At 69.2% G+C, this 16,252-nt stretch carries 19 protein-coding genes; 5 read left to right on the top strand and 14 right to left on the bottom strand.

From position 1 onward, the window contains the following. The first annotated feature begins 8 nt into the window (after positions 1 to 8). The gene (locus AB0I98_RS06050) at positions 9 to 563 is read left to right on the top strand and encodes a hypothetical protein (RefSeq protein ID WP_362935892.1); all 555 of its coding nucleotides are present in this window, start codon (positions 9 to 11) and stop codon (positions 561 to 563) included. Between the two features lie 73 nt (positions 564 to 636). Here AB0I98_RS06050 and AB0I98_RS06045 read toward each other — a convergent pair whose 3' ends face one another. From AB0I98_RS06045 to AB0I98_RS06000, 10 genes are all read right to left on the bottom strand, one after another. Then, complete coding sequence (locus tag AB0I98_RS06045; protein WP_362935889.1) at positions 637 to 819, bottom strand: hypothetical protein; 183 nt, start codon at positions 817 to 819, stop codon at positions 637 to 639. Positions 820 to 944: 125 nt separating this feature from the next. After that, complete coding sequence (gene tsaE, locus AB0I98_RS06040) at positions 945 to 1,460, bottom strand: tRNA (adenosine(37)-N6)-threonylcarbamoyltransferase complex ATPase subunit type 1 TsaE (protein ID WP_362935886.1); 516 nt, start codon at positions 1,458 to 1,460, stop codon at positions 945 to 947. Further along, a complete protein-coding gene (locus AB0I98_RS06035) occupies positions 1,432 to 2,676 on the bottom strand; it encodes an alpha/beta hydrolase (protein WP_362936455.1) in 1,245 nt (414 codons plus the stop codon). The genes tsaE and AB0I98_RS06035 overlap by 29 nt, the downstream gene beginning before the upstream one ends. A 72-nt stretch (positions 2,677 to 2,748) precedes the next feature. Continuing rightward, the gene (gene alr / locus AB0I98_RS06030; RefSeq protein WP_362935883.1) at positions 2,749 to 3,924 is read right to left on the bottom strand and encodes an alanine racemase; all 1,176 of its coding nucleotides are present in this window, start codon (positions 3,922 to 3,924) and stop codon (positions 2,749 to 2,751) included. Positions 3,925 to 4,290: 366 nt separating this feature from the next. Next, positions 4,291 to 4,935, bottom strand: coding sequence for a M23 family metallopeptidase (locus AB0I98_RS06025; protein WP_362935880.1), 645 nt, complete (start codon positions 4,933 to 4,935; stop codon positions 4,291 to 4,293). Positions 4,936 to 5,100: 165 nt separating this feature from the next. Continuing rightward, the gene (locus tag AB0I98_RS06020; protein WP_362936452.1) at positions 5,101 to 5,925 is read right to left on the bottom strand and encodes a L,D-transpeptidase family protein; all 825 of its coding nucleotides are present in this window, start codon (positions 5,923 to 5,925) and stop codon (positions 5,101 to 5,103) included. 287 nt (positions 5,926 to 6,212) lie between these two features. Beyond that, a complete protein-coding gene (locus tag AB0I98_RS06015; protein WP_362935877.1) occupies positions 6,213 to 7,643 on the bottom strand; it encodes an NAD(P)H-hydrate dehydratase in 1,431 nt (476 codons plus the stop codon). A gap of 66 nt (positions 7,644 to 7,709) precedes the next feature. Next, on the bottom strand, positions 7,710 to 8,081 hold the full coding sequence (locus AB0I98_RS06010; RefSeq protein ID WP_328438989.1) for a holo-ACP synthase: 372 nt from the start codon (positions 8,079 to 8,081) through the stop codon (positions 7,710 to 7,712). Between the two features lie 9 nt (positions 8,082 to 8,090). Next, positions 8,091 to 8,237 (bottom strand): hypothetical protein, encoded by a 147-nt coding sequence (locus tag AB0I98_RS06005; protein ID WP_362935874.1) that lies wholly within the window; start codon positions 8,235 to 8,237, stop codon positions 8,091 to 8,093. Between the two features lie 40 nt (positions 8,238 to 8,277). After that, positions 8,278 to 8,688 (bottom strand): ATP-binding protein, encoded by a 411-nt coding sequence (locus AB0I98_RS06000; RefSeq protein WP_362935871.1) that lies wholly within the window; start codon positions 8,686 to 8,688, stop codon positions 8,278 to 8,280. Between the two features lie 200 nt (positions 8,689 to 8,888). Between AB0I98_RS06000 and AB0I98_RS05995 the strand changes: the two genes are divergently transcribed. Both AB0I98_RS05995 and AB0I98_RS05990 read left to right on the top strand, forming a co-directional pair. Next, the gene (locus AB0I98_RS05995; RefSeq protein WP_362936449.1) at positions 8,889 to 9,725 is read left to right on the top strand and encodes a helix-turn-helix transcriptional regulator; all 837 of its coding nucleotides are present in this window, start codon (positions 8,889 to 8,891) and stop codon (positions 9,723 to 9,725) included. Positions 9,726 to 9,734: 9 nt separating this feature from the next. After that, positions 9,735 to 9,947: a DUF397 domain-containing protein gene (locus AB0I98_RS05990; RefSeq protein WP_362935868.1), complete on the top strand. Its 213-nt coding sequence runs from the start codon at positions 9,735 to 9,737 to the stop codon at positions 9,945 to 9,947. Here AB0I98_RS05990 and glmS read toward each other — a convergent pair. Next, the gene (glmS, locus tag AB0I98_RS05985; protein ID WP_362935865.1) at positions 9,908 to 11,755 is read right to left on the bottom strand and encodes a glutamine--fructose-6-phosphate transaminase (isomerizing); all 1,848 of its coding nucleotides are present in this window, start codon (positions 11,753 to 11,755) and stop codon (positions 9,908 to 9,910) included. The two genes, AB0I98_RS05990 and glmS, sit on opposite strands and share 40 nt — an antisense overlap. 141 nt (positions 11,756 to 11,896) lie before the next feature. Continuing rightward, positions 11,897 to 12,268 carry a hypothetical protein gene (locus AB0I98_RS05980; RefSeq protein ID WP_362935862.1) on the bottom strand — a complete coding sequence of 124 codons (372 nt, stop codon included), beginning with the start codon at positions 12,266 to 12,268 and terminating at the stop codon, positions 11,897 to 11,899. A 116-nt stretch (positions 12,269 to 12,384) separates the two neighbouring features. Between AB0I98_RS05980 and AB0I98_RS05975 the strand changes: the two genes are divergently transcribed. Then, positions 12,385 to 13,008, top strand: coding sequence for a TetR/AcrR family transcriptional regulator C-terminal domain-containing protein (locus AB0I98_RS05975; RefSeq protein ID WP_362935859.1), 624 nt, complete (start codon positions 12,385 to 12,387; stop codon positions 13,006 to 13,008). Positions 13,009 to 13,206: 198 nt separating this feature from the next. On the opposite strand, the gene AB0I98_RS05970 is transcribed toward AB0I98_RS05975, so the two are convergent. Then, positions 13,207 to 14,022, bottom strand: a complete 816-nt coding sequence (locus AB0I98_RS05970) for an ABC transporter permease (RefSeq protein ID WP_362935856.1) — start codon at positions 14,020 to 14,022, stop codon at positions 13,207 to 13,209. Further along, complete coding sequence (locus tag AB0I98_RS05965) at positions 14,019 to 15,044, bottom strand: ATP-binding cassette domain-containing protein (RefSeq protein ID WP_362935853.1); 1,026 nt, start codon at positions 15,042 to 15,044, stop codon at positions 14,019 to 14,021. Before AB0I98_RS05965 ends, AB0I98_RS05970 begins: the two co-directional genes overlap by 4 nt. Positions 15,045 to 15,264: 220 nt before the next feature. Here AB0I98_RS05965 and coaA point away from each other — a divergent pair, with 220 nt between their 5' ends. Beyond that, positions 15,265 to 16,242, top strand: coding sequence for a type I pantothenate kinase (coaA, locus tag AB0I98_RS05960; protein WP_362935850.1), 978 nt, complete (start codon positions 15,265 to 15,267; stop codon positions 16,240 to 16,242). Positions 16,243 to 16,252 lie beyond the last annotated feature (10 nt).

Here is a 16,252-nt window from a genome sequence, read left to right as displayed (position 1 = left end):
GGGCGACCGTGCCAAGCAGCAGCGCCGGATTCGTGGCCGTGCTGACCGCGGCGGCCGTCGCGACGGTCGGCTTCCTCGCCTACCAGGCCTCGGCGACCGTACCCGCCGATCTGGGTCGGCCCCAGGCGGGCGGGTCGGCCACGGCGGCCACCTCCAAGGCGGCGCGGGACGGTCGGCACCCCGAGGCACTGCCCGCCAATTCCGGACAGGGTGAACGGGTCGTGTACGCGGTGGACGACGACCGCGTCTGGCTCGTGACCCGGGCCAACAAGGTCCAGCGCACCTTCAAGGTCAACCCGAGCACGGTCGACCCCCCGCCCGGCACCTACTTCGTCACCTCCCGCTCGAACGCGGTCACCGGCTCCGACGGCACCCCCATCGAACACGTCGTCCGCTTCACCAGCGTCGACGGCGTAGCCATCGGCTTCAGCGCAGCCGTCGACGGCTCAACCCCGGTCCCCGACCCCACAGTGAAAACAGGCGGCATCCGCGAATCCCGCGCGGACGGCAACGCGATGTGGCAGTTCGCGACGGTAGGCCAGAAGATCGTCGTAATCCGCTAGAGCCAGGGTCAGTGCAGCGCCCCGATAGGGGCGCGGGGAACTGCGCGACCAGCCACAACGAACCCGCAGACGACTACGCGGCCCGACGGCCCTCTGTTCCACACGGCTCCGGCGCCCGCGGCGGCGTGGAAATCACGTTCGCGGCGGCACACGAGGCCAGCAGATCGCGCATGGACACCCCAGGCACCGCGTCGTACGGCTGTCGCGGGCGAACTTCGTAGCGGTCGTTCTCCGTGCTGCGTTCCGAAGCCGACATGGACGCCTCCTGAGGGACGGGGGCGGACGTAGTTAGGTAGACCTAACTACAGACTGGGTACCATGTGACCACGCGCAAGACCCCGAAAGCAATAACTTGCCGACGCCTTGTCGGAACGTTCACGCTCACGCCGACAGCACGCTGAGGTCCGCGTTCGCCCAGCGCTCCCCCAGCCCGGTCAGCGTCACCCGCCGTACCTCATCGGCCGTGTCGCCGACGGCCCGGTGGATGTCGACCTGCAACCGGTCGTCGGTCAGCTCCTCGACCTTGCCCTCGCCCCACTCCACGACGATCACCGACTCGGGCAGCGAGACATCGAGGTCGAGGTCCTCCATCTCGTGGAGGCCGCCACCGAGGCGGTACGCGTCGACGTGGACCAGCGGCGGCCCGTCCCCCAGCGACGGATGCACCCGGGCGATCACGAACGTCGGTGAGGTGACGGCCCCCCGGACCCCGAGCCCCTCACCCAGCCCCCGGGTCAGCGTCGTCTTGCCCGCGCCGAGCTCCCCGCTGAGCATCACGAGGTCACCGGCGCGCAGCAGCTTGGCGAGGCGTCGGCCGAGTTCCCGCATCTGGTCGGGGGAGGTGATGGTGAGGTTCTGGACGCCCGGCTCAGCCTGGCTGTGCGGTACTGCTTCCATAGCCACTTACGGTAGCCCCTGCCGGCACGGCACCCGCGCGGGTGAGCAGGTCGGCGAGACGGTCGGTGACCACTTCCGGGTGCTCCAGCATCACCAGGTGCCCGGCGTCCGGGACGAGGACGAGTTCGGCGTCCGGCAGCAGATCGGCGATGGCCTCACTGTGCTCACTGGGCGTGACGAGGTCCTTGACACCGGCCAGCACCAGCACGGGCAGGTCAGCGAAATGCGCAAGCGCCTCGGTCTTGTCGTGGTCCGCGAAGGCCGGGTAGAACTCGGCGACCACATCGATCGGCGTGCCCTCGATCATCCGCTCGGCGAACCGCGCGACCGCCGGATCGACGTCCCGGGACGCGAACGAGTACCGCTTGATGATCCCGGCGAACAGATCGGCGGTGGCCCGCCGCCCCCGCTCGACCAGCGCCGCCTGCTGCCCCAGCGCTTTCAGCACTCCGGGGAGCACCCGGCGCACGGCGTTGACGCCCGCGACCGGCAGCCCGAAGTTGACCTCGCCGAGTTTCCCCGACGACGTACCGATCAGCGCGACGGCGGTGACCCGCTCCCGGACCAGCTCCGGGAACTGGTCGGCCAGCGCCATCACGGTCATTCCGCCCATGGAGTGCCCGACCAGTACGATCGGCCCCTCGGGAACGGCCGCGTCGATCACGGCCTTCAGATCGCGGCCCAACTGTTCGATGTTGACCGGAATGCCGTCCTGGATCTGGGACGCCCCGCGCGCGGACCGGCCGTGGCTGCGCTGGTCCCAGTGCACCGTCCGTACGACACCCCTGAGCGCCGCGCGCTGGAAGTGCCAGGAGTCCTGGCTGAGGCAGTAGCCGTGGCTGAAGACGACGGTGACGGGGGCGGGGGCCTTACGGCCGAAGAGCCGCCGGCGCCGCGGGGTGAGCCCCTCCTGGGGTTCGACGTCGTCGACCTCGTAGTACAGCTCGGTGCCGTCGTCGGCGTACGCCTTGCCGGGGGTGCCGCGCAGGGCGCCGTACGGTCCGGCCGAATCCAGGGCGAGGCGGGCCTTCTGCCGCATCCCGCGTCCGACCGTCATGCGTTCGATCGCGACGCCGGCCGCCGCACCCGCGGCGACCACGCCGATCGCGGCACCCGCGATACCGGTCACCCGGCGCCAGTTCCCGGCCGCCCCCGTGGCGGAGGCGACGGCCGCCGAGGCGGCGTTCGCTACGGCCTCCGCACTGCTCTCGCTCACGAATCGCTCCTCTTCGCCGTACTGCTGGTCGCCGGATGGCTGCTGCTGACTGCGGTGCACGCCTCCTGGCGTCTACCCCGCTTGTTCCTCGTTCACATAGACGCGGGGAACACGGATTCCGATGCGGGTGACGATTTCGTATGCGATGGTGCCCGCGGCCTGCGCCCAGTCCTCGGCGGTGGGCTCGCCGCGGTCGCCGGGCCCGAAAAGGACCGCCTCGGCCCCGGTTCCGGGCTCGTCGCCCCCGAGGTCCACGACGAACTGGTCCATCGCGATCCGTCCCGCGACGGTACGCCACTTGCCGCCGATCATGACGGGCCCGGTCCCGGAGGCGTGCCGCGGGATGCCGTCCGCGTAGCCCACGGGCACCAGGCCGAGGGTGGTCTCGCCGGGGGTGGTGTAGTGATGCCCGTAACTGACGCCGTGGCCCCCCGGGACGTGCTTCACCAGCGCGACCGACGCCGACAGCGTCATCACCGGCCGCAGTCCGAAATCGGCCGGGCCGCCGATCTCCGGGCTGGGCGAGATGCCGTAGACGGCGATCCCGGCGCGGACGAGGTCGAAGTGGCTGTCGGGGATGGTGAGCGTGGCCGGCGAGTTGGCGATGTGCCGCACCTCGGGCCGCACGCCCTGCTCTTCGGCGTACGACACCATCTCCCGGAAGCGGCTGAGCTGGGCGTCGATGGAGGGATGCCCGGGCTCGTCGGCGCACGCGAAGTGCGACCAGAGCCCGGTGATGCGGATGAGTCCGTCCCGCTCGGCCCGCAGGGCGGCGCCGACCAGCTCGGCCCAGTCCCCGCCGGGCTGGCAGCCGCCCCGCCCGAGCCCGGTGTCGGCCTTGAGCTGGACACGGGCGGGCGTCCGGGTCGTCGTCTGCTGAGCGGCAGCGGTCACTTCCTGTAGAGCCCACATACCGCTGACGGATACATCGAGGTCGGCCTCGATGGCCTCGCGCCAGGGCCCGCCCGGGGTCCACAGCCAGCACATGATCCGCCCCGGCACACCGGCGGCCCGCAGCGCGAGGGCCTCCTCGGGAGTGGCGGTTCCCAGCCAGCTCGCGCCGGCCTCGACGGCCGCACGGGCGCACGGCACCGCGCCATGGCCGTAGGCGTCGGACTTCACCACGGCCATCAGCTGCGCACCCGGTGCCAGCGCGCGCAGGGCCCGCACATTGGCCCGCAGCGCGGCCAGGTCGATCTCGGCGCGGGCACGCAGCGGGGCGGTCGGCGGTGGTGCGTTCTCAGTCATGGCGCCCCCAGTGTCTCAGAGGGGTATGACGGTCGAGCTGTCCGGCCGCCGGTGGCCGCTGTGACGGCGTCCCGCCGAGTGGTACGGGAATGCCGGCCGCGCCTGCCCGCATGGGGTGCCCGGAATCCAGGCCGCGCGGGCCCGCACGAGGTGCCCTGAATCCTGGACCGCGCCTGCCCGGCCCGCATGAGGTCCCCGGGCCGGACGGCCCTGTGCGCCGCGCAGCGGCCGTCCGCGCCGGGCCGGCGCCTGGCGCCCCACGCCCACCGGGACCCGTCGTCGTGGGCCGCCGCGGCCTGCGGAGGCTTGCGCTCCGCGCAGCTGCGTCGCTCCACGGACGCCATCGCCGCTGCGGCACCGTGCGGGTCAGAGGCGCAGTCCGTGCCGGGCCAGATATTTCACCGGGTCGATGTCCGAGCCGTACTTGCGGCGGGTGCGCACCTCGAAATGGAGATGCGGGCCGGTGGCACGGCCGGTACTGCCGCTGTTGCCGAGCCGCGTGCCGGGCCGGACCTTGTCGCCCCGCGCCACGGAGATGCGCGACAGATGGGCGTAGACGACATACCGGCGGTCACTCATCTTCACCGTCACGGCCTTGCCGTACGACCCAGACCACCGGGCCAGCACCACGACACCGGGGCCCACCGAATAGACCGGGGTTCCCCTCGGTACGGCGAGGTCGATTCCGGTGTGATACCCGACCGCCCAACTCCCCCGCATCCGGTAACGCGCCGTGACCTTGACCCGCCGCCGTACCGGACGGCGCCATTTCTTGGGGGCGCGGGACACGTCGTCGTCCGGGTCCACCCAGTCCTGGGGTTCCTCCACGTCCGCGAGCAGGGCCTCGAATTCCTCGTCGTACTCGATGCCACAACTCCCGGCCGGTTCCTCACCCCAGTCACCCGAATCAGAATCGCTCGCGCGCTTCCCAAGGACGGCACCCCCCAGAACAACGGCCGCCCCTCCCAGCACTTCACGCCGAGTAGCATCACGTATGTCTGATTCACTCATGCCGCCAGCGAACCCTCCCCTTTTCGGCTCCGCATACTCGGCCGACCGGGATTGCTCCCTTCGGTGGTTTCTTCACCTAGGAAGCGCCAATTTCCCGCCCTACCGTTTGCGAGCGACGGCCGCAATCACAACGCGCGCACACGAGTTACGGCCGTCGCCTCGCGCTCAGATCGGCCGACGCCCCCACACGTACACCCGGTCGCCCTTCTTCAGCAGACCCCACAGCTTGCGGGCGTCACCGTGGCGCATGCTGACGCACCCTCTGGAGCCGACGGTGGTGAAGATGGTGCCGTGGACGGCGTGGAATGCCTGACCGCCGCTGAAGAACTGGGCGTACGGCATAGGGGACTTGTAGAGCGACGAGTAGTGATTCTTGTGCCGCCAGTAGATCGTGTGCCACCCGACACGAGTCCGATACCCCGCCCGCCCACTGCGCATGGGCACCGGCCCGAAGACGACCTTCTTCCCCTTCTGAACCCAGGTCAGCTGCCGGCTGAGATCGACACAGGCGACGCGATACGTCCGTACCGGGCACTTCTTCGCGGCATTGGGGTTCTTCTTCGCCGCGGCGACCTGCGTCCACGCCCACGTCAGAGGACCGGCATATCCGTCGACCTCGAGCCCCTGCTTCTCCTGAAACGCCCGGATCGCCTCGCAGTCCCTCTCGGACTGCTTCCCGTCCACCTTCAACTTCAGATACCGCTCGACCTGCCGCTGATAAGGCCCGGTGAAGTCGGGGCAGCTGTCCGGCACGATCTCATCGTCAACCGGAACATCCTCCAGAAACGCATACGCCCTGTCGGCCGCGTCCCTGAGCTCCGTCTCGACGGCATCCAGTTCATCGCCGGTCGCACTCTCCCCCGGCACCAACTCCCCTTCCACACCAGCAGCATTCGGCCCAGGTTCCGCAGCGGCGCTCCCCACAGGAATCACAGTGACAACGGCCAACAAAACCGCGACACTCCGGCGCACAAGACGTCCACTGATCATGCGCTCACATAAGCGCGCCGCTCCGACGGCACCGGGGAGCCGCGCGGTAGACATCACCCGTACGCAGCCGCCCAGCCGCGGGCAGTCGTCCCCCCGCCCAAGCTGCGGGCATTCGTGCCGCAGGGGCGGCGCCCACCCAGCAGGCTGCGGGCCGGTTCAGCTCAGCTGCGGGCATTCGTGCCGCCTAGGGCGGCACGGGTGGGCGCAGGCGGCACCCCGTAAGCGCCGGGCTGCGCGACCCACCCCCGACCAGCTCCAACCCCGGGCGCCGAACAGCCCACGCCCCCTCACCCCCGTACATCCCTCCACGCCCCCGGAATCGCCTCCGCAACGTCATGCGCCCCCACCGGCGCCCCATCCGCCGCAAACCGCCCCGCCAGCCCATGCAGATACGCCGCCACACTCCCCGCATCGACAGCCGAAAGCCCCGCCGCCAGCAAAGACCCCGCCAACCCCGACAACACGTCCCCACTCCCAGCGGTCGCCAGCCAAGCCGTCCCCGTCGGATTCACCCGCACCGCCCCACCCCCCGCATCCGCGACCAACGTCGTCGACCCCTTCAGCAACACCGTCGCCCCATACCGCCCCGCCAACTCCCGCGCGAAGAACAGCCGAGCCCCCTCAACCTCCTCCCGCGCAACCCCCAACAGCGCGGCCGCTTCCCCGGCATGCGGAGTCATCAGCGTCGGCGCGGTACGACGACGTACGACATCTGGATCCGCCAGCCGCAACCCGTCCGCATCCACCAGCACCGGCACATCCGCCCGCAACACCTCCCCCACAGCCGAAGCATCGTCCCCGGCCCCGGGCCCCACGACCCACGCCTGCACCCGCCCCGCCTGCTTGGGCCCCTTGTCGGACACCAGCGTCTCGGGGAAACGGGAGATCACGGCATCCGCGGCCGGCCCGACGTACCGCACGGCCCCGGCCCCACCCCGCAACGCCCCCGCCACAGCCAGCACCGCCGCCCCCGGATACCGCGCGGACCCGGCGGCGATCCCGACGACGCCCCGCCGGTACTTGTCACTCTCCCCGCCCGGCACCGGCAGCAGCGCCGCCACATCCGCGTGCTGCAAGGCCTCCAACTCGGCCTCGGCAGGCAGTTCGAGCCCGATGTCGACGAGCCGCACCGACCCGGCGTACTCCCGCGCCGGATCGATCAGCAACCCCGGCTTGTGCGTCCCGAAGGTCACGGTCAGATCGGCCCGGATAGCCGCACCCCGCACCTCACCGGTATCGGCGTCGACGCCACTGGGAAGATCGACGGCGACAACGGCAGCAGGCGAATCCGCGACCAGCGAAGCCAACGCCACCGCTTCCGCCCGCAACCCACCCTTCCCGCCGATCCCGACGATGCCGTCGACGACGAGATCGGCCGCCGCGATCAACTCCTCGGCATCACCCGGGCGCACGTCCCGTCCACCCGCCCGGCGCAGCGCCGTGAGCCCCCCGGCGTGCGCCCGCTCGGGCGACAGCAACACCGCCGAGACTCCCGCACCACGCCGGGCCAGCCGGGCCCCCGCGTACAGCGCGTCGCCGCCGTTGTCCCCGCTGCCGACCAGCAGCACCACCCGGCTGCCGTACACCCGCCCCATCAACTGCCCGCAGGCGGCGGCCAGTCCGGCCGCGGCCCGCTGCATCAACGCCCCCTCGGGCAGCCGTGCCATGAGTTCCCGCTCGGCGCCCCTGACCGTCTCCACGCTGTACGCAGTACGCATGGAATCGAGTCTCTCTCGAAACGGTCACTTCTTCAGGTAGCGAGACCCTCGCCCGCTAAGCCCGCACTACGCCTCAGCCACGACCACCGCCGAGGCCACCCCCGCGTCATGGCTCAGCGACACATGCCAGGACCGCACCCCCAGCTCCGCCGCCCGCGCCGCCACCGTCCCCGTCACCCGCAACCGCGGCTGGCCGCTGTCCTCGACGAAAACCTCGGCATCGGTCCACAACAGTCCCGCCGGCGCCCCCAACGCCTTGGCCACCGCCTCCTTGGCCGCGAACCGGGCAGCGAGCGAGGCAACCCCCCGCCGCTCCCCACTGGGCAACAGCAACTCACTCTTCAGAAACAGCCGTTCAGCCAGCCCGGGCGTCCGCTTGAGCGAAGCCGCGAACCGATCGATCTCGGCCACGTCGATACCGACCCCGATGATGCTCATTCGGGCACTTTACGACCCACCGGGCGTCCCTGGACCGGTCTCCGAAACCTCCGGGTCCTCGGCGAACAGGTCCTCGGCCCGCCCGATCGTGCGGGAGCGCTCCAGCCAGGCGTCGACGAGGTCAAGATCGGTGCAGGTGGTGATGCGCTCACGCACACCGTCCGATACGGGCGGACTACCCGGAGCGGGGAAACATTCACGCCGCTGAAGTCAGTTCGCACCACACGTATTTGCCGCGGTTGCCGTGTCTGGTCAGCGGTTGCCAGCCCCACACATCGGCGCAGGCCCGCACAAGGGCCAGCCCTCGCCCCTCCTCGACCTCCCCGAGCTGCTCCCACTCCCCCGGCGGTTCCGGTGGTTCGGGATCCGCATCCCACGCCCCGATCCGCAGCACACCGGCCGCCCATCGCACCCGTAGGGCCGCGGGCCCCTTGGTGTGGCGTACGGCGTTGGCGACCAGCTCGGTGGCGAGGAGTTCGGCCGTGTCGACGAGGCTGATGAGGCCGTGCATGGTGAGGATGAGGCGGAGGGTGCGGCGGGAGACGGTGACGGCTCGGACGTCGTTCGGGATGTAGAGCGTGTACTCCCAGGGTTCGGTTTCGGGCATGCGTGAGCTCCGTTCGGGGTGGTGGGGAGTTTGCTGTGGCAGTGCCGCAGCCGTCGTGGCAGGACGAAGCGGTGCGCTTCCGCTGCGTGTGCGTCGCATCACCGACGGTAGGGGATAATGTTTCGGTGCAGCAAGCCGATCGCATAACCTGGCACCCGAACGAGTCGCGTTTACAAGCGCGTTGCACCGAGGAGCAGTCGATGACGACGAGGCGCGAACCAACGGCCCGACAGAAACGCCTCGGGGTTGAACTGCGCAGACTGCGCGACGCGGCAGGTCTCAACGCCCGTCAGGCGGCAGCCATGCTCGGCGTGAACCACGTCCAGATGAGCCACATCGAGTCCGGACTCACCGGCGTAAGCGAGGAACGGCTGCGCCGCCTCGCCTCCCACTACGCCTGCACAGACGAGGAGTTCATCAACGCGCTCGTCACGATGGCCACCGATCGGACCCGGGGCTGGTGGGAGGAGTACCGGGGCCGACTACCCACGTCGTTCCTGGATCTCGCCGAGCTGGAGCACCACGCCGCGTCCCTACGCGACGTAGCCATCCTGTTCGTACCGGGTCGGCTGCAGACGGAGGACTACGCCCGCGCCATCTTCTCCGCCAGGTTGCCCGAACTCACCGACAGCGAACTTGAGTTGCGTGTCCGCCACCGCATGACGCGCCAGGAGTCCACCATCCCCCACGAGGTCGTCATCCACGAGGCGGCGCTTCGCATCAGGGTCAGCGACCGAGCCACCTCAAGGGCTCAACTCGACCGGCTCCTTGAGCTTTCCGAGGCAGACCACATCACCTTGCGTGTCATCCCCTTCGACCTGGACGGCTTCGCCCGAGCCTCAAGCACGATGACGTATGCAAGTGGCCCCCTGCCCAAGCTGGACACAGTGGTGCGTGACGCGCCCCACGGCTCAGTACTCATCGATTCCGAGGCGCAGCTCAACACCTACCGAACAAGCTTCCGTAGAGTAGAAGCCGCGTCCCTTGAAGCTGACCGGTCGCGTGAGTTCATCCACAAGCTGACGAAAGAGCTGTGAGGCACCCCCATGGACAACTGGCGGAAGTCGTCCTACTCCGGCGAAGGCGACGGCAACAGCTGCGTGGAAATCGCGACCTCACCCACCCACATCGCAGTCCGTGACACGAAAACCCCGGCCAGCGCAACCCTCACCTTCCCGGCCGGAGCCTTCGCCGCCTTCCTCGACAACCTGAAGCGCGACTACTCCACCGTCACCGACTTCGCCAGGTTCCGAGGCTGATCCACCTCGTTGCCCCGGGCGGTAGCCAGCTCACACGCGAACACCTGAAGCGGCACCGTAGCCACCAACGGCTGCAGCAACGTCGGCGTGGCCGGAATCCGAATCAAGTGATCCGCATACGGCACGACCGCCTCGTCCCCCTCCTCCGCAATCACGATCGTCCGCGCCCCCCGAGCCCGGATCTCCTGGATGTTGGACACGATCTTGTCGTGGAGAACGGACCGCCCCCGAGGCGAAGGCACCACAACCACCACCGGCAGATCGTCCTCGATGAGAGCGATCGGCCCGTGCTTCAACTCCCCCGCCGCAAAACCCTCGGCGTGCATGTAAGCAAGCTCCTTGAGCTTCAACGCCCCCTCCAGCGCCACCGGATACCCCACGTGCCGCCCCAGGAACAGCACGGTGTCCTTCTCGGCAAGGGTGCGCGCAAGCTCCCGTACAGGCTCCATCGTCTCCAGCACCCGATCGACCGCACCGGAGATCTCGGACAGGTCCCGGATCACGTCCCGGATCTCGTCACCCCACTTGGTCCCGCGCACCTGCCCCAGATAGAGGGCGACGAGGTAGCAGGCCACGAGCTGCGTCAGAAAGGCCTTGGTCGAGGCGACGGCCACCTCCGGACCGGCATGGGTGTAGAGAACGGCGTCGGACTCACGGGGAATGGTCGACCCGTTCGTGTTGCAGATGGCCAGCACCTTGGACCCCTGCTCGCGGGCGTGCCGTAGGGCCATCAGCGTGTCCATGGTCTCGCCGGACTGCGAGATCGCGATGACGAGCGACTGCGGATCGAGAATCGGATCCCGGTACCGGAACTCGCTCGCCAGCTCCACCTCGCACGGAATCCGCGTCCAGTGCTCGATGGCGTACTTGGCGATGAGCCCGGCGTGAAAGGCCGTACCGCAGGCCACGATGACGACCTTGTCCACTTCCCGCAGCACCTGCGGAGCGATCCGCACCTCGTCCAGCGTCAGCGAACCGGCGGCATCAATGCGCCCCAGCAACGTGTCGGCAACGGCCTTCGGCTGCTCGGCGATCTCCTTGAGCATGAAGTAGTCGTAGCCGCCCTTTTCCGCGGCCGAGGCATCCCAGTCAACGTGATACGACCGCACATCCGCCGGCCGTCCGTCGAACCCGGTGACAGTCACCCCGTCCCGCCGCAACTCGACGACCTGATCCTGTCCCAGCTCGATCGCGGACCGCGTGTGAGCGATGAACGCGGCGACATCGGAGGCAAGAAAGGCCTCGCCCTCTCCAACCCCCACCACGAGCGGCGAGTTCCGCCGAGCTCCCACCACCACATCGGGCTCATCGGCATGAACGGCGACCAGCGTGAACGCCCCCTCCAGCCGCCGGCACACCAGCCGCATGGCCTCTGCCAGATCCGCACACGACGAGAACTCCTCGGCGAGCAGATGCGCCACGACCTCAGTGTCGGTCTCGGAGGCCAGCTCATGCCCCCGCTCCTCCAACTCGGCCCTCAAGAGCGCGAAGTTCTCGATGATCCCGTTGTGCACGACAGAGACACGCCCCGCGTTGTCGAGATGCGGGTGGGCATTCGCGTCGGTCGGCCCGCCATGCGTGGCCCACCGCGTGTGCCCGATCCCGGTCGATCCGGTCGGCAATGGCCGCTCAAGGAGTTCCTTCTCCAGATTGACCAGCTTCCCGGCCCTCTTCGCAGCGGCCATCCCACCGTCCGAGAGCACGGCGACACCCGCCGAGTCATACCCCCGGTACTCCAGCCGCTTCAGCCCGGCCATCACCACATCAAGCGCCGACTGCGACCCCACGTATCCCACGATTCCGCACATGCGCGGCAGCCTACGACCGAACCCGCGCCCGAAACGGCCTCCGCCTGCCCGATTTCAGAAATTCCCACCACAGTACGAACGCTCCGCGGAGCACCTACCGAAGCTCAGGAATGGGCGAGAGGGTGGCAGCGACTTGCGCGCTCACGAGTGGGAGTGAGTGACGGGTCGTCGGGTGAGGGCCTTGTTCTGGGCAGGCAGGCCGATACGCCAAGAGAAGATCACGGTCATGACCAAACTGATCAGTGCGGGTATGAGGACCCCGACTCCAACCTCGTCCCGGACGAAATTGGAGAACACGGCCACCGTGAACACGCCGGACGCCAGTCCGAACGCGGATGCGAGCACCGGCACCGCGCGTTCCGCCGGCAGTCCCGCACCGACGGCCAGTGCCGCGCTCACCAGCACGTCGGGGGCGACGAAGGCGCTCTCCACGTCGCTCACGAGCAGATTGACGAACGTTCCCAGGCTGATGAGGACGGCCACGCATCGGCCGACAGTAAGGGTGGTGGGCATTTTCCGCCTCCTTCGGTTCGGCGGCGCTCACCGCCACAGCGACCCCGCCTCGTCTACAGCGTAGACAAGGCGGAGGCGAGATGTCTACGGCGTAGACAAGGTGCGAGACTGGAGGCATGGCCAAAACTCGCTTCCTCACCCCCGAACTGATCGTCCGTAAAGCCCTGGAGGTGGGCGATCGCGGCGGTGCGGAGGCGATGACGATGCGCCGGATCGCAGCGGAGCTGGGATGCGACCCCATGGCGCTCTACCGGCACTTCGCGAACCGTGAGGCCCTGCTCGACTCCGTTGCTGACCTGGCCGTCGCCGAGGTGAGGGACCCCGACCCCCGGATGCCCTGGGATGAGCGCATCTCAGTGACCGCGGACGCCATCCGCGAGGCCGCGCTGAGGCATCCGGGGATCACCGCGCATCTGGCCGCGCGTCCGCCCATGGGAGAGAACGGGCGGCGGATCGCCGTGGGCATGCTGGGTGCGCTCGGGGCGGCCGGGCTGCCGCCGGCCACGGCGGTACGAAGCTTCCAGACACTTATCGCCTACCTGGCCTCGTCGCTGGCCATGGCGGTCCAGGCGGGGGTGCGGGACCGGCGCTGGGAGCAGGTACGCGACATGGTGAACGAGCTGCCCGGATCCGCCGCTCCGGGCGAGGAACTGTTTGTCGTCGGGTCAGCCGAACAGTTCCAATTCGGGCTGCGGCTGCTGCTGGCCGGCATCAGGGCAGAGGCCGCGGCTGGTCGATGACCGACCGTCTGCGGTCGAGTGGCGATCCACTCTGAGCCAGATCATGCATGACCGACGGGAGCATGGTCCACGTGAAGGGCCACCAGCCCTGACCCATCCATGTGCAGGCCCCACCGAAGCCAAGTTGTCGCGCCCTCGGCCGGGCGCCTGCTTCAAATCGAGGGATGGTGCAGTGCGCCACTCCCGCCTAGGCTCCCCTCACGTCTTCGCCCGATAAGCCCGCATAGCCAACGGATAAAACACCAGCGCGATCCCCGCAGCCCACACCAACGACCACAGCACCGGCTCCGCCACCGCACCACCCAGCAGCAACCCCCGGAACGCGTCGGACAGATGGGTCACCGGGTTGACGTCGCTGAAGGCCTGGAGCCAGCCGGGCATGGTGTCGACGACGACGAAGGCGCTGCTGGTGAAGGTGATGGGGAAGATGAGGGTGAAGGCGAAGGCCTGTACCTTCTCCGCGTCGCCGGCCAGCATCCCGATGAGCACCGCGCTCCAGGAGACGGCCGCGGCGAAGACGACCAGCAGAAGGATGCCGAGCAGGAATCCGTCGAAGCCGCCGGTTATGCGGAAACCGAGCAGCAGGCCCAGGCCGATCATCAGCAGCATCGCCCAAACGTGCTTGGCGAGGTCCGCGGTGATCCGCCCGATGAGCGGGGCGGAACGGGCTATCGGCAGGCTGCGCAGCCGGTCGAAGACACCCTTCGTGAGGTCCGTGTTGAGCGCCATGGCCGTGTACATGGTCATGAACAGGGTGTTCTGCACGATGATCCCGGGCAGCGCGTACTTCAGATACGCCTCGGGCGATCCGGCCATCTGCCCGCCCAGCACATACGTGAAGAGGAACACGAACATGATCGGCGTGATGCTGTAGTCGACCAGTTCGAGCGGGTTGTGCTTGACGGCGACCAGGCTGCGCCAGGCCATCGTGAAGGTCTGCTGGAGTCCGGCCAGGGGCCGCACGCGGCCCGATGCCGTGATCGGGGCTGTGGCAGTGGCAGTGGTCGCGGTCATGACCGGCTCACCGCCTTCCCCCGCTCAGCCTTCTCCCGCTCGGCCTCAGAGTCCCGTACGGCCGCACCGCCGTTGTTCTCCGGTTCGCCCGGCTCGGCACGGTGGCCGGTCAGGGCCAGGAACACCTCGTCCAGCGAGGAGCGGCGCAGCGCCAGTTCGCCCACCGCGATGCCCTCGCGGTCGAGCGTGCGCACCACGGCCGGCATGAGCTGGGGGTCGTTCACGGGAGCCGTGATCGTCTCGCCCTCGATCTGGGTCTGCGGCCCGGCCGCCTGGGCGACCAGCCGATGCGCCCGCGCGAGGTCCTGCGCCAGCACGGGCCGCAGTTGCAGCACCTGCCCGCCGACCTGCGACTTGAGCTGGTCCGGGGTGCCCTCGGCGATCACCCGACCCTTGTCGATCACCACGATGTCGTCGGCGAGTACATCGGCCTCGTTCAGATACTGCGTGGTCAGCAGGGCGGTCGCGCCGTCCGCGACCAGGCCCCGCAGCAGGTCCCAGAGCTCACCGCGGCTGTGCGGGTCAAGGCCGGTGGTCGGTTCGTCGAGGAAGAGGATGCTGGGCCGGCCCACCAGGCTGGCCGCGAGGTCCAGCCGCCGGCGCATGCCACCGGAGAAGGTCTTCACGGCCCGTCCGGCCGCGTCCGTCAGCTGAAAGCGCTCCAGCAGCTCACCCGCCCTCGCCTTGGCCTCCCGCCGCGGCAGACCGAGCAGCCGTCCGATGAGCAGCAGATTCTCCGTGCCGGTCAGGTTCTCGTCCACCGCCGCGTACTGCCCGGTCAGCCCGACGAGGGCGCGCACGACCCCGGCGTCCCGGACCACGTCATGGCCGGCCACATGGGCCCGGCCGGCGTCGGGACGCAGCAGGGTCGCGAAGATCCGCACGGCGGTCGTCTTCCCCGCGCCGTTGGGACCGAGCAGCCCGAGCACCGAGCCCTTACGGGCCCCCAGATCGACCCCGGCCAGCGCCTCGGTCTCCTTGAACCGTTTGACCAGGCCTTCCGCCTCAATCGCATAGGTCATGGGTCACCCCTCGACGTTCGTCACCCCTCGATGTTCATGACCCCGGGCTGGGCGTTCATCGACCCCAGCCGGGGCCCACCTTTCCCACAACTGTGACGGACGCCACTGACATTCCCCGTCTTGCCCGGGTTCGCCCCGAAAGCCGACCGCGTGACGGACCCCACCCCGCCGAGTGTGCGTACTCCCGTAACAATGGACTGTGATCTCTCCGGTCTCCCCGATGCCCCGGAGCGCCCACCGGCACAGGCCGGAGGCGACTCCCTACGTCGACCTCACCCGCACGGAGTGGAGCGCGCTGCGCGACAGGACGCCGCTCCCCCTCACCGCCGAGGAGGTCGAGAAGCTGCGCGGCCTCGGCGATGTCATCGACCTCGACGAGGTGCGGGACATCTACCTCCCGCTGTCCCGGCTCCTCAACCTCTACATCGGCGCCACCGACGGCCTCCGCGGCGCCCTGAACACCTTCCTCGGTGACACCGGCGAGAAGGGTTCCCAGTCCGGCACCCCGTTCGTCATAGGCGTCGCCGGCTCGGTCGCCGTAGGAAAGTCCACGGTCGCCCGCCTCCTCCAGGCCCTGCTCTCCCGCTGGCCCGAGCATCCGCGCGTGGAGCTGGTCACCACCGACGGATTCCTCCTGCCCACCAAGGAGTTGCGGGCCCGCGGCCTGATGTCGCGGAAAGGTTTCCCCGAGTCGTACGACCGCCGCGCGCTCACCCGCTTCGTCGCCGACATCAAGGCGGGCAAGGACGAGGTCACGGCCCCCGTCTACTCCCACCTGATCTACGACATCGTCCCGGGCCGGCAGCTCACCGTCCGCCGCCCGGACATCCTGATCGTCGAGGGCCTGAACGTCCTCCAGCCCGCCCTCCCCGGCAAGGACGGCCGCACCCGCGTCGGCCTCGCCGACTACTTCGACTTCAGCGTGTACGTCGACGCCCGCCCCGAGGACATCGAGCGCTGGTACCTGAACCGGTTCCGCAAACTCCGCGACACCGCGTTCCTGAACCCGTCCTCGTACTTCCGCAAGTACACCCAGGTCTCCGAGGAGGAGGCCCTCGACTACGCCCGCACCACCTGGCGCACGATCAACAGGCCGAACCTCATCGAGAACGTGGCCCCCACCCGCGGCCGCGCCACCCTGATCATCCGCAAGGGACCTGACCACAAGGTGCAGCGGCTGAGTCTGCGCAAGCTGTGACCGCTACCCT

The organism is Streptomyces sp. NPDC050211, from assembly GCF_040656035.1.
Classification (GTDB): domain Bacteria; phylum Actinomycetota; class Actinomycetes; order Streptomycetales; family Streptomycetaceae; genus Streptomyces.
The sequence above is the reverse complement of the archived record's forward strand: the minus strand, read 5'-3'. Positions and strand labels throughout refer to the sequence as shown.

Bases quoted from the DNA above. Each gene is read 5' to 3' on its own strand.
- AB0I98_RS06045 (WP_362935889.1), bottom strand. From the start codon at position 819: ATGTCGGCTTCGGAACGCAGCACGGAGAACGACCGCTACGAAGTTCGC.
- tsaE (WP_362935886.1), bottom strand. From the start codon at position 1,460: ATGGAAGCAGTACCGCACAGCCAGGCTGAGCCGGGCGTCCAGAACCTC.
- alr (WP_362935883.1), bottom strand. From the start codon at position 3,924: ATGACTGAGAACGCACCACCGCCGACCGCCCCGCTGCGTGCCCGCGCC.
- AB0I98_RS06025 (WP_362935880.1), bottom strand. From the start codon at position 4,935: ATGAGTGAATCAGACATACGTGATGCTACTCGGCGTGAAGTGCTGGGA.
- AB0I98_RS06020 (WP_362936452.1), bottom strand. From the start codon at position 5,925: ATGATCAGTGGACGTCTTGTGCGCCGGAGTGTCGCGGTTTTGTTGGCC.
- AB0I98_RS06015 (WP_362935877.1), bottom strand. From the start codon at position 7,643: ATGCGTACTGCGTACAGCGTGGAGACGGTCAGGGGCGCCGAGCGGGAA.
- AB0I98_RS06010 (WP_328438989.1), bottom strand. From the start codon at position 8,081: ATGAGCATCATCGGGGTCGGTATCGACGTGGCCGAGATCGATCGGTTC.
- AB0I98_RS06000 (WP_362935871.1), bottom strand. From the start codon at position 8,688: ATGCCCGAAACCGAACCCTGGGAGTACACGCTCTACATCCCGAACGAC.
- AB0I98_RS05995 (WP_362936449.1), top strand. From the start codon at position 8,889: ATGACGACGAGGCGCGAACCAACGGCCCGACAGAAACGCCTCGGGGTT.
- AB0I98_RS05990 (WP_362935868.1), top strand. From the start codon at position 9,735: ATGGACAACTGGCGGAAGTCGTCCTACTCCGGCGAAGGCGACGGCAAC.
- glmS (WP_362935865.1), bottom strand. From the start codon at position 11,755: ATGTGCGGAATCGTGGGATACGTGGGGTCGCAGTCGGCGCTTGATGTG.
- AB0I98_RS05980 (WP_362935862.1), bottom strand. From the start codon at position 12,268: ATGCCCACCACCCTTACTGTCGGCCGATGCGTGGCCGTCCTCATCAGC.
- AB0I98_RS05975 (WP_362935859.1), top strand. From the start codon at position 12,385: ATGGCCAAAACTCGCTTCCTCACCCCCGAACTGATCGTCCGTAAAGCC.
- AB0I98_RS05970 (WP_362935856.1), bottom strand. From the start codon at position 14,022: ATGACCGCGACCACTGCCACTGCCACAGCCCCGATCACGGCATCGGGC.
- AB0I98_RS05965 (WP_362935853.1), bottom strand. From the start codon at position 15,044: ATGACCTATGCGATTGAGGCGGAAGGCCTGGTCAAACGGTTCAAGGAG.
- coaA (WP_362935850.1), top strand. From the start codon at position 15,265: ATGCCCCGGAGCGCCCACCGGCACAGGCCGGAGGCGACTCCCTACGTC.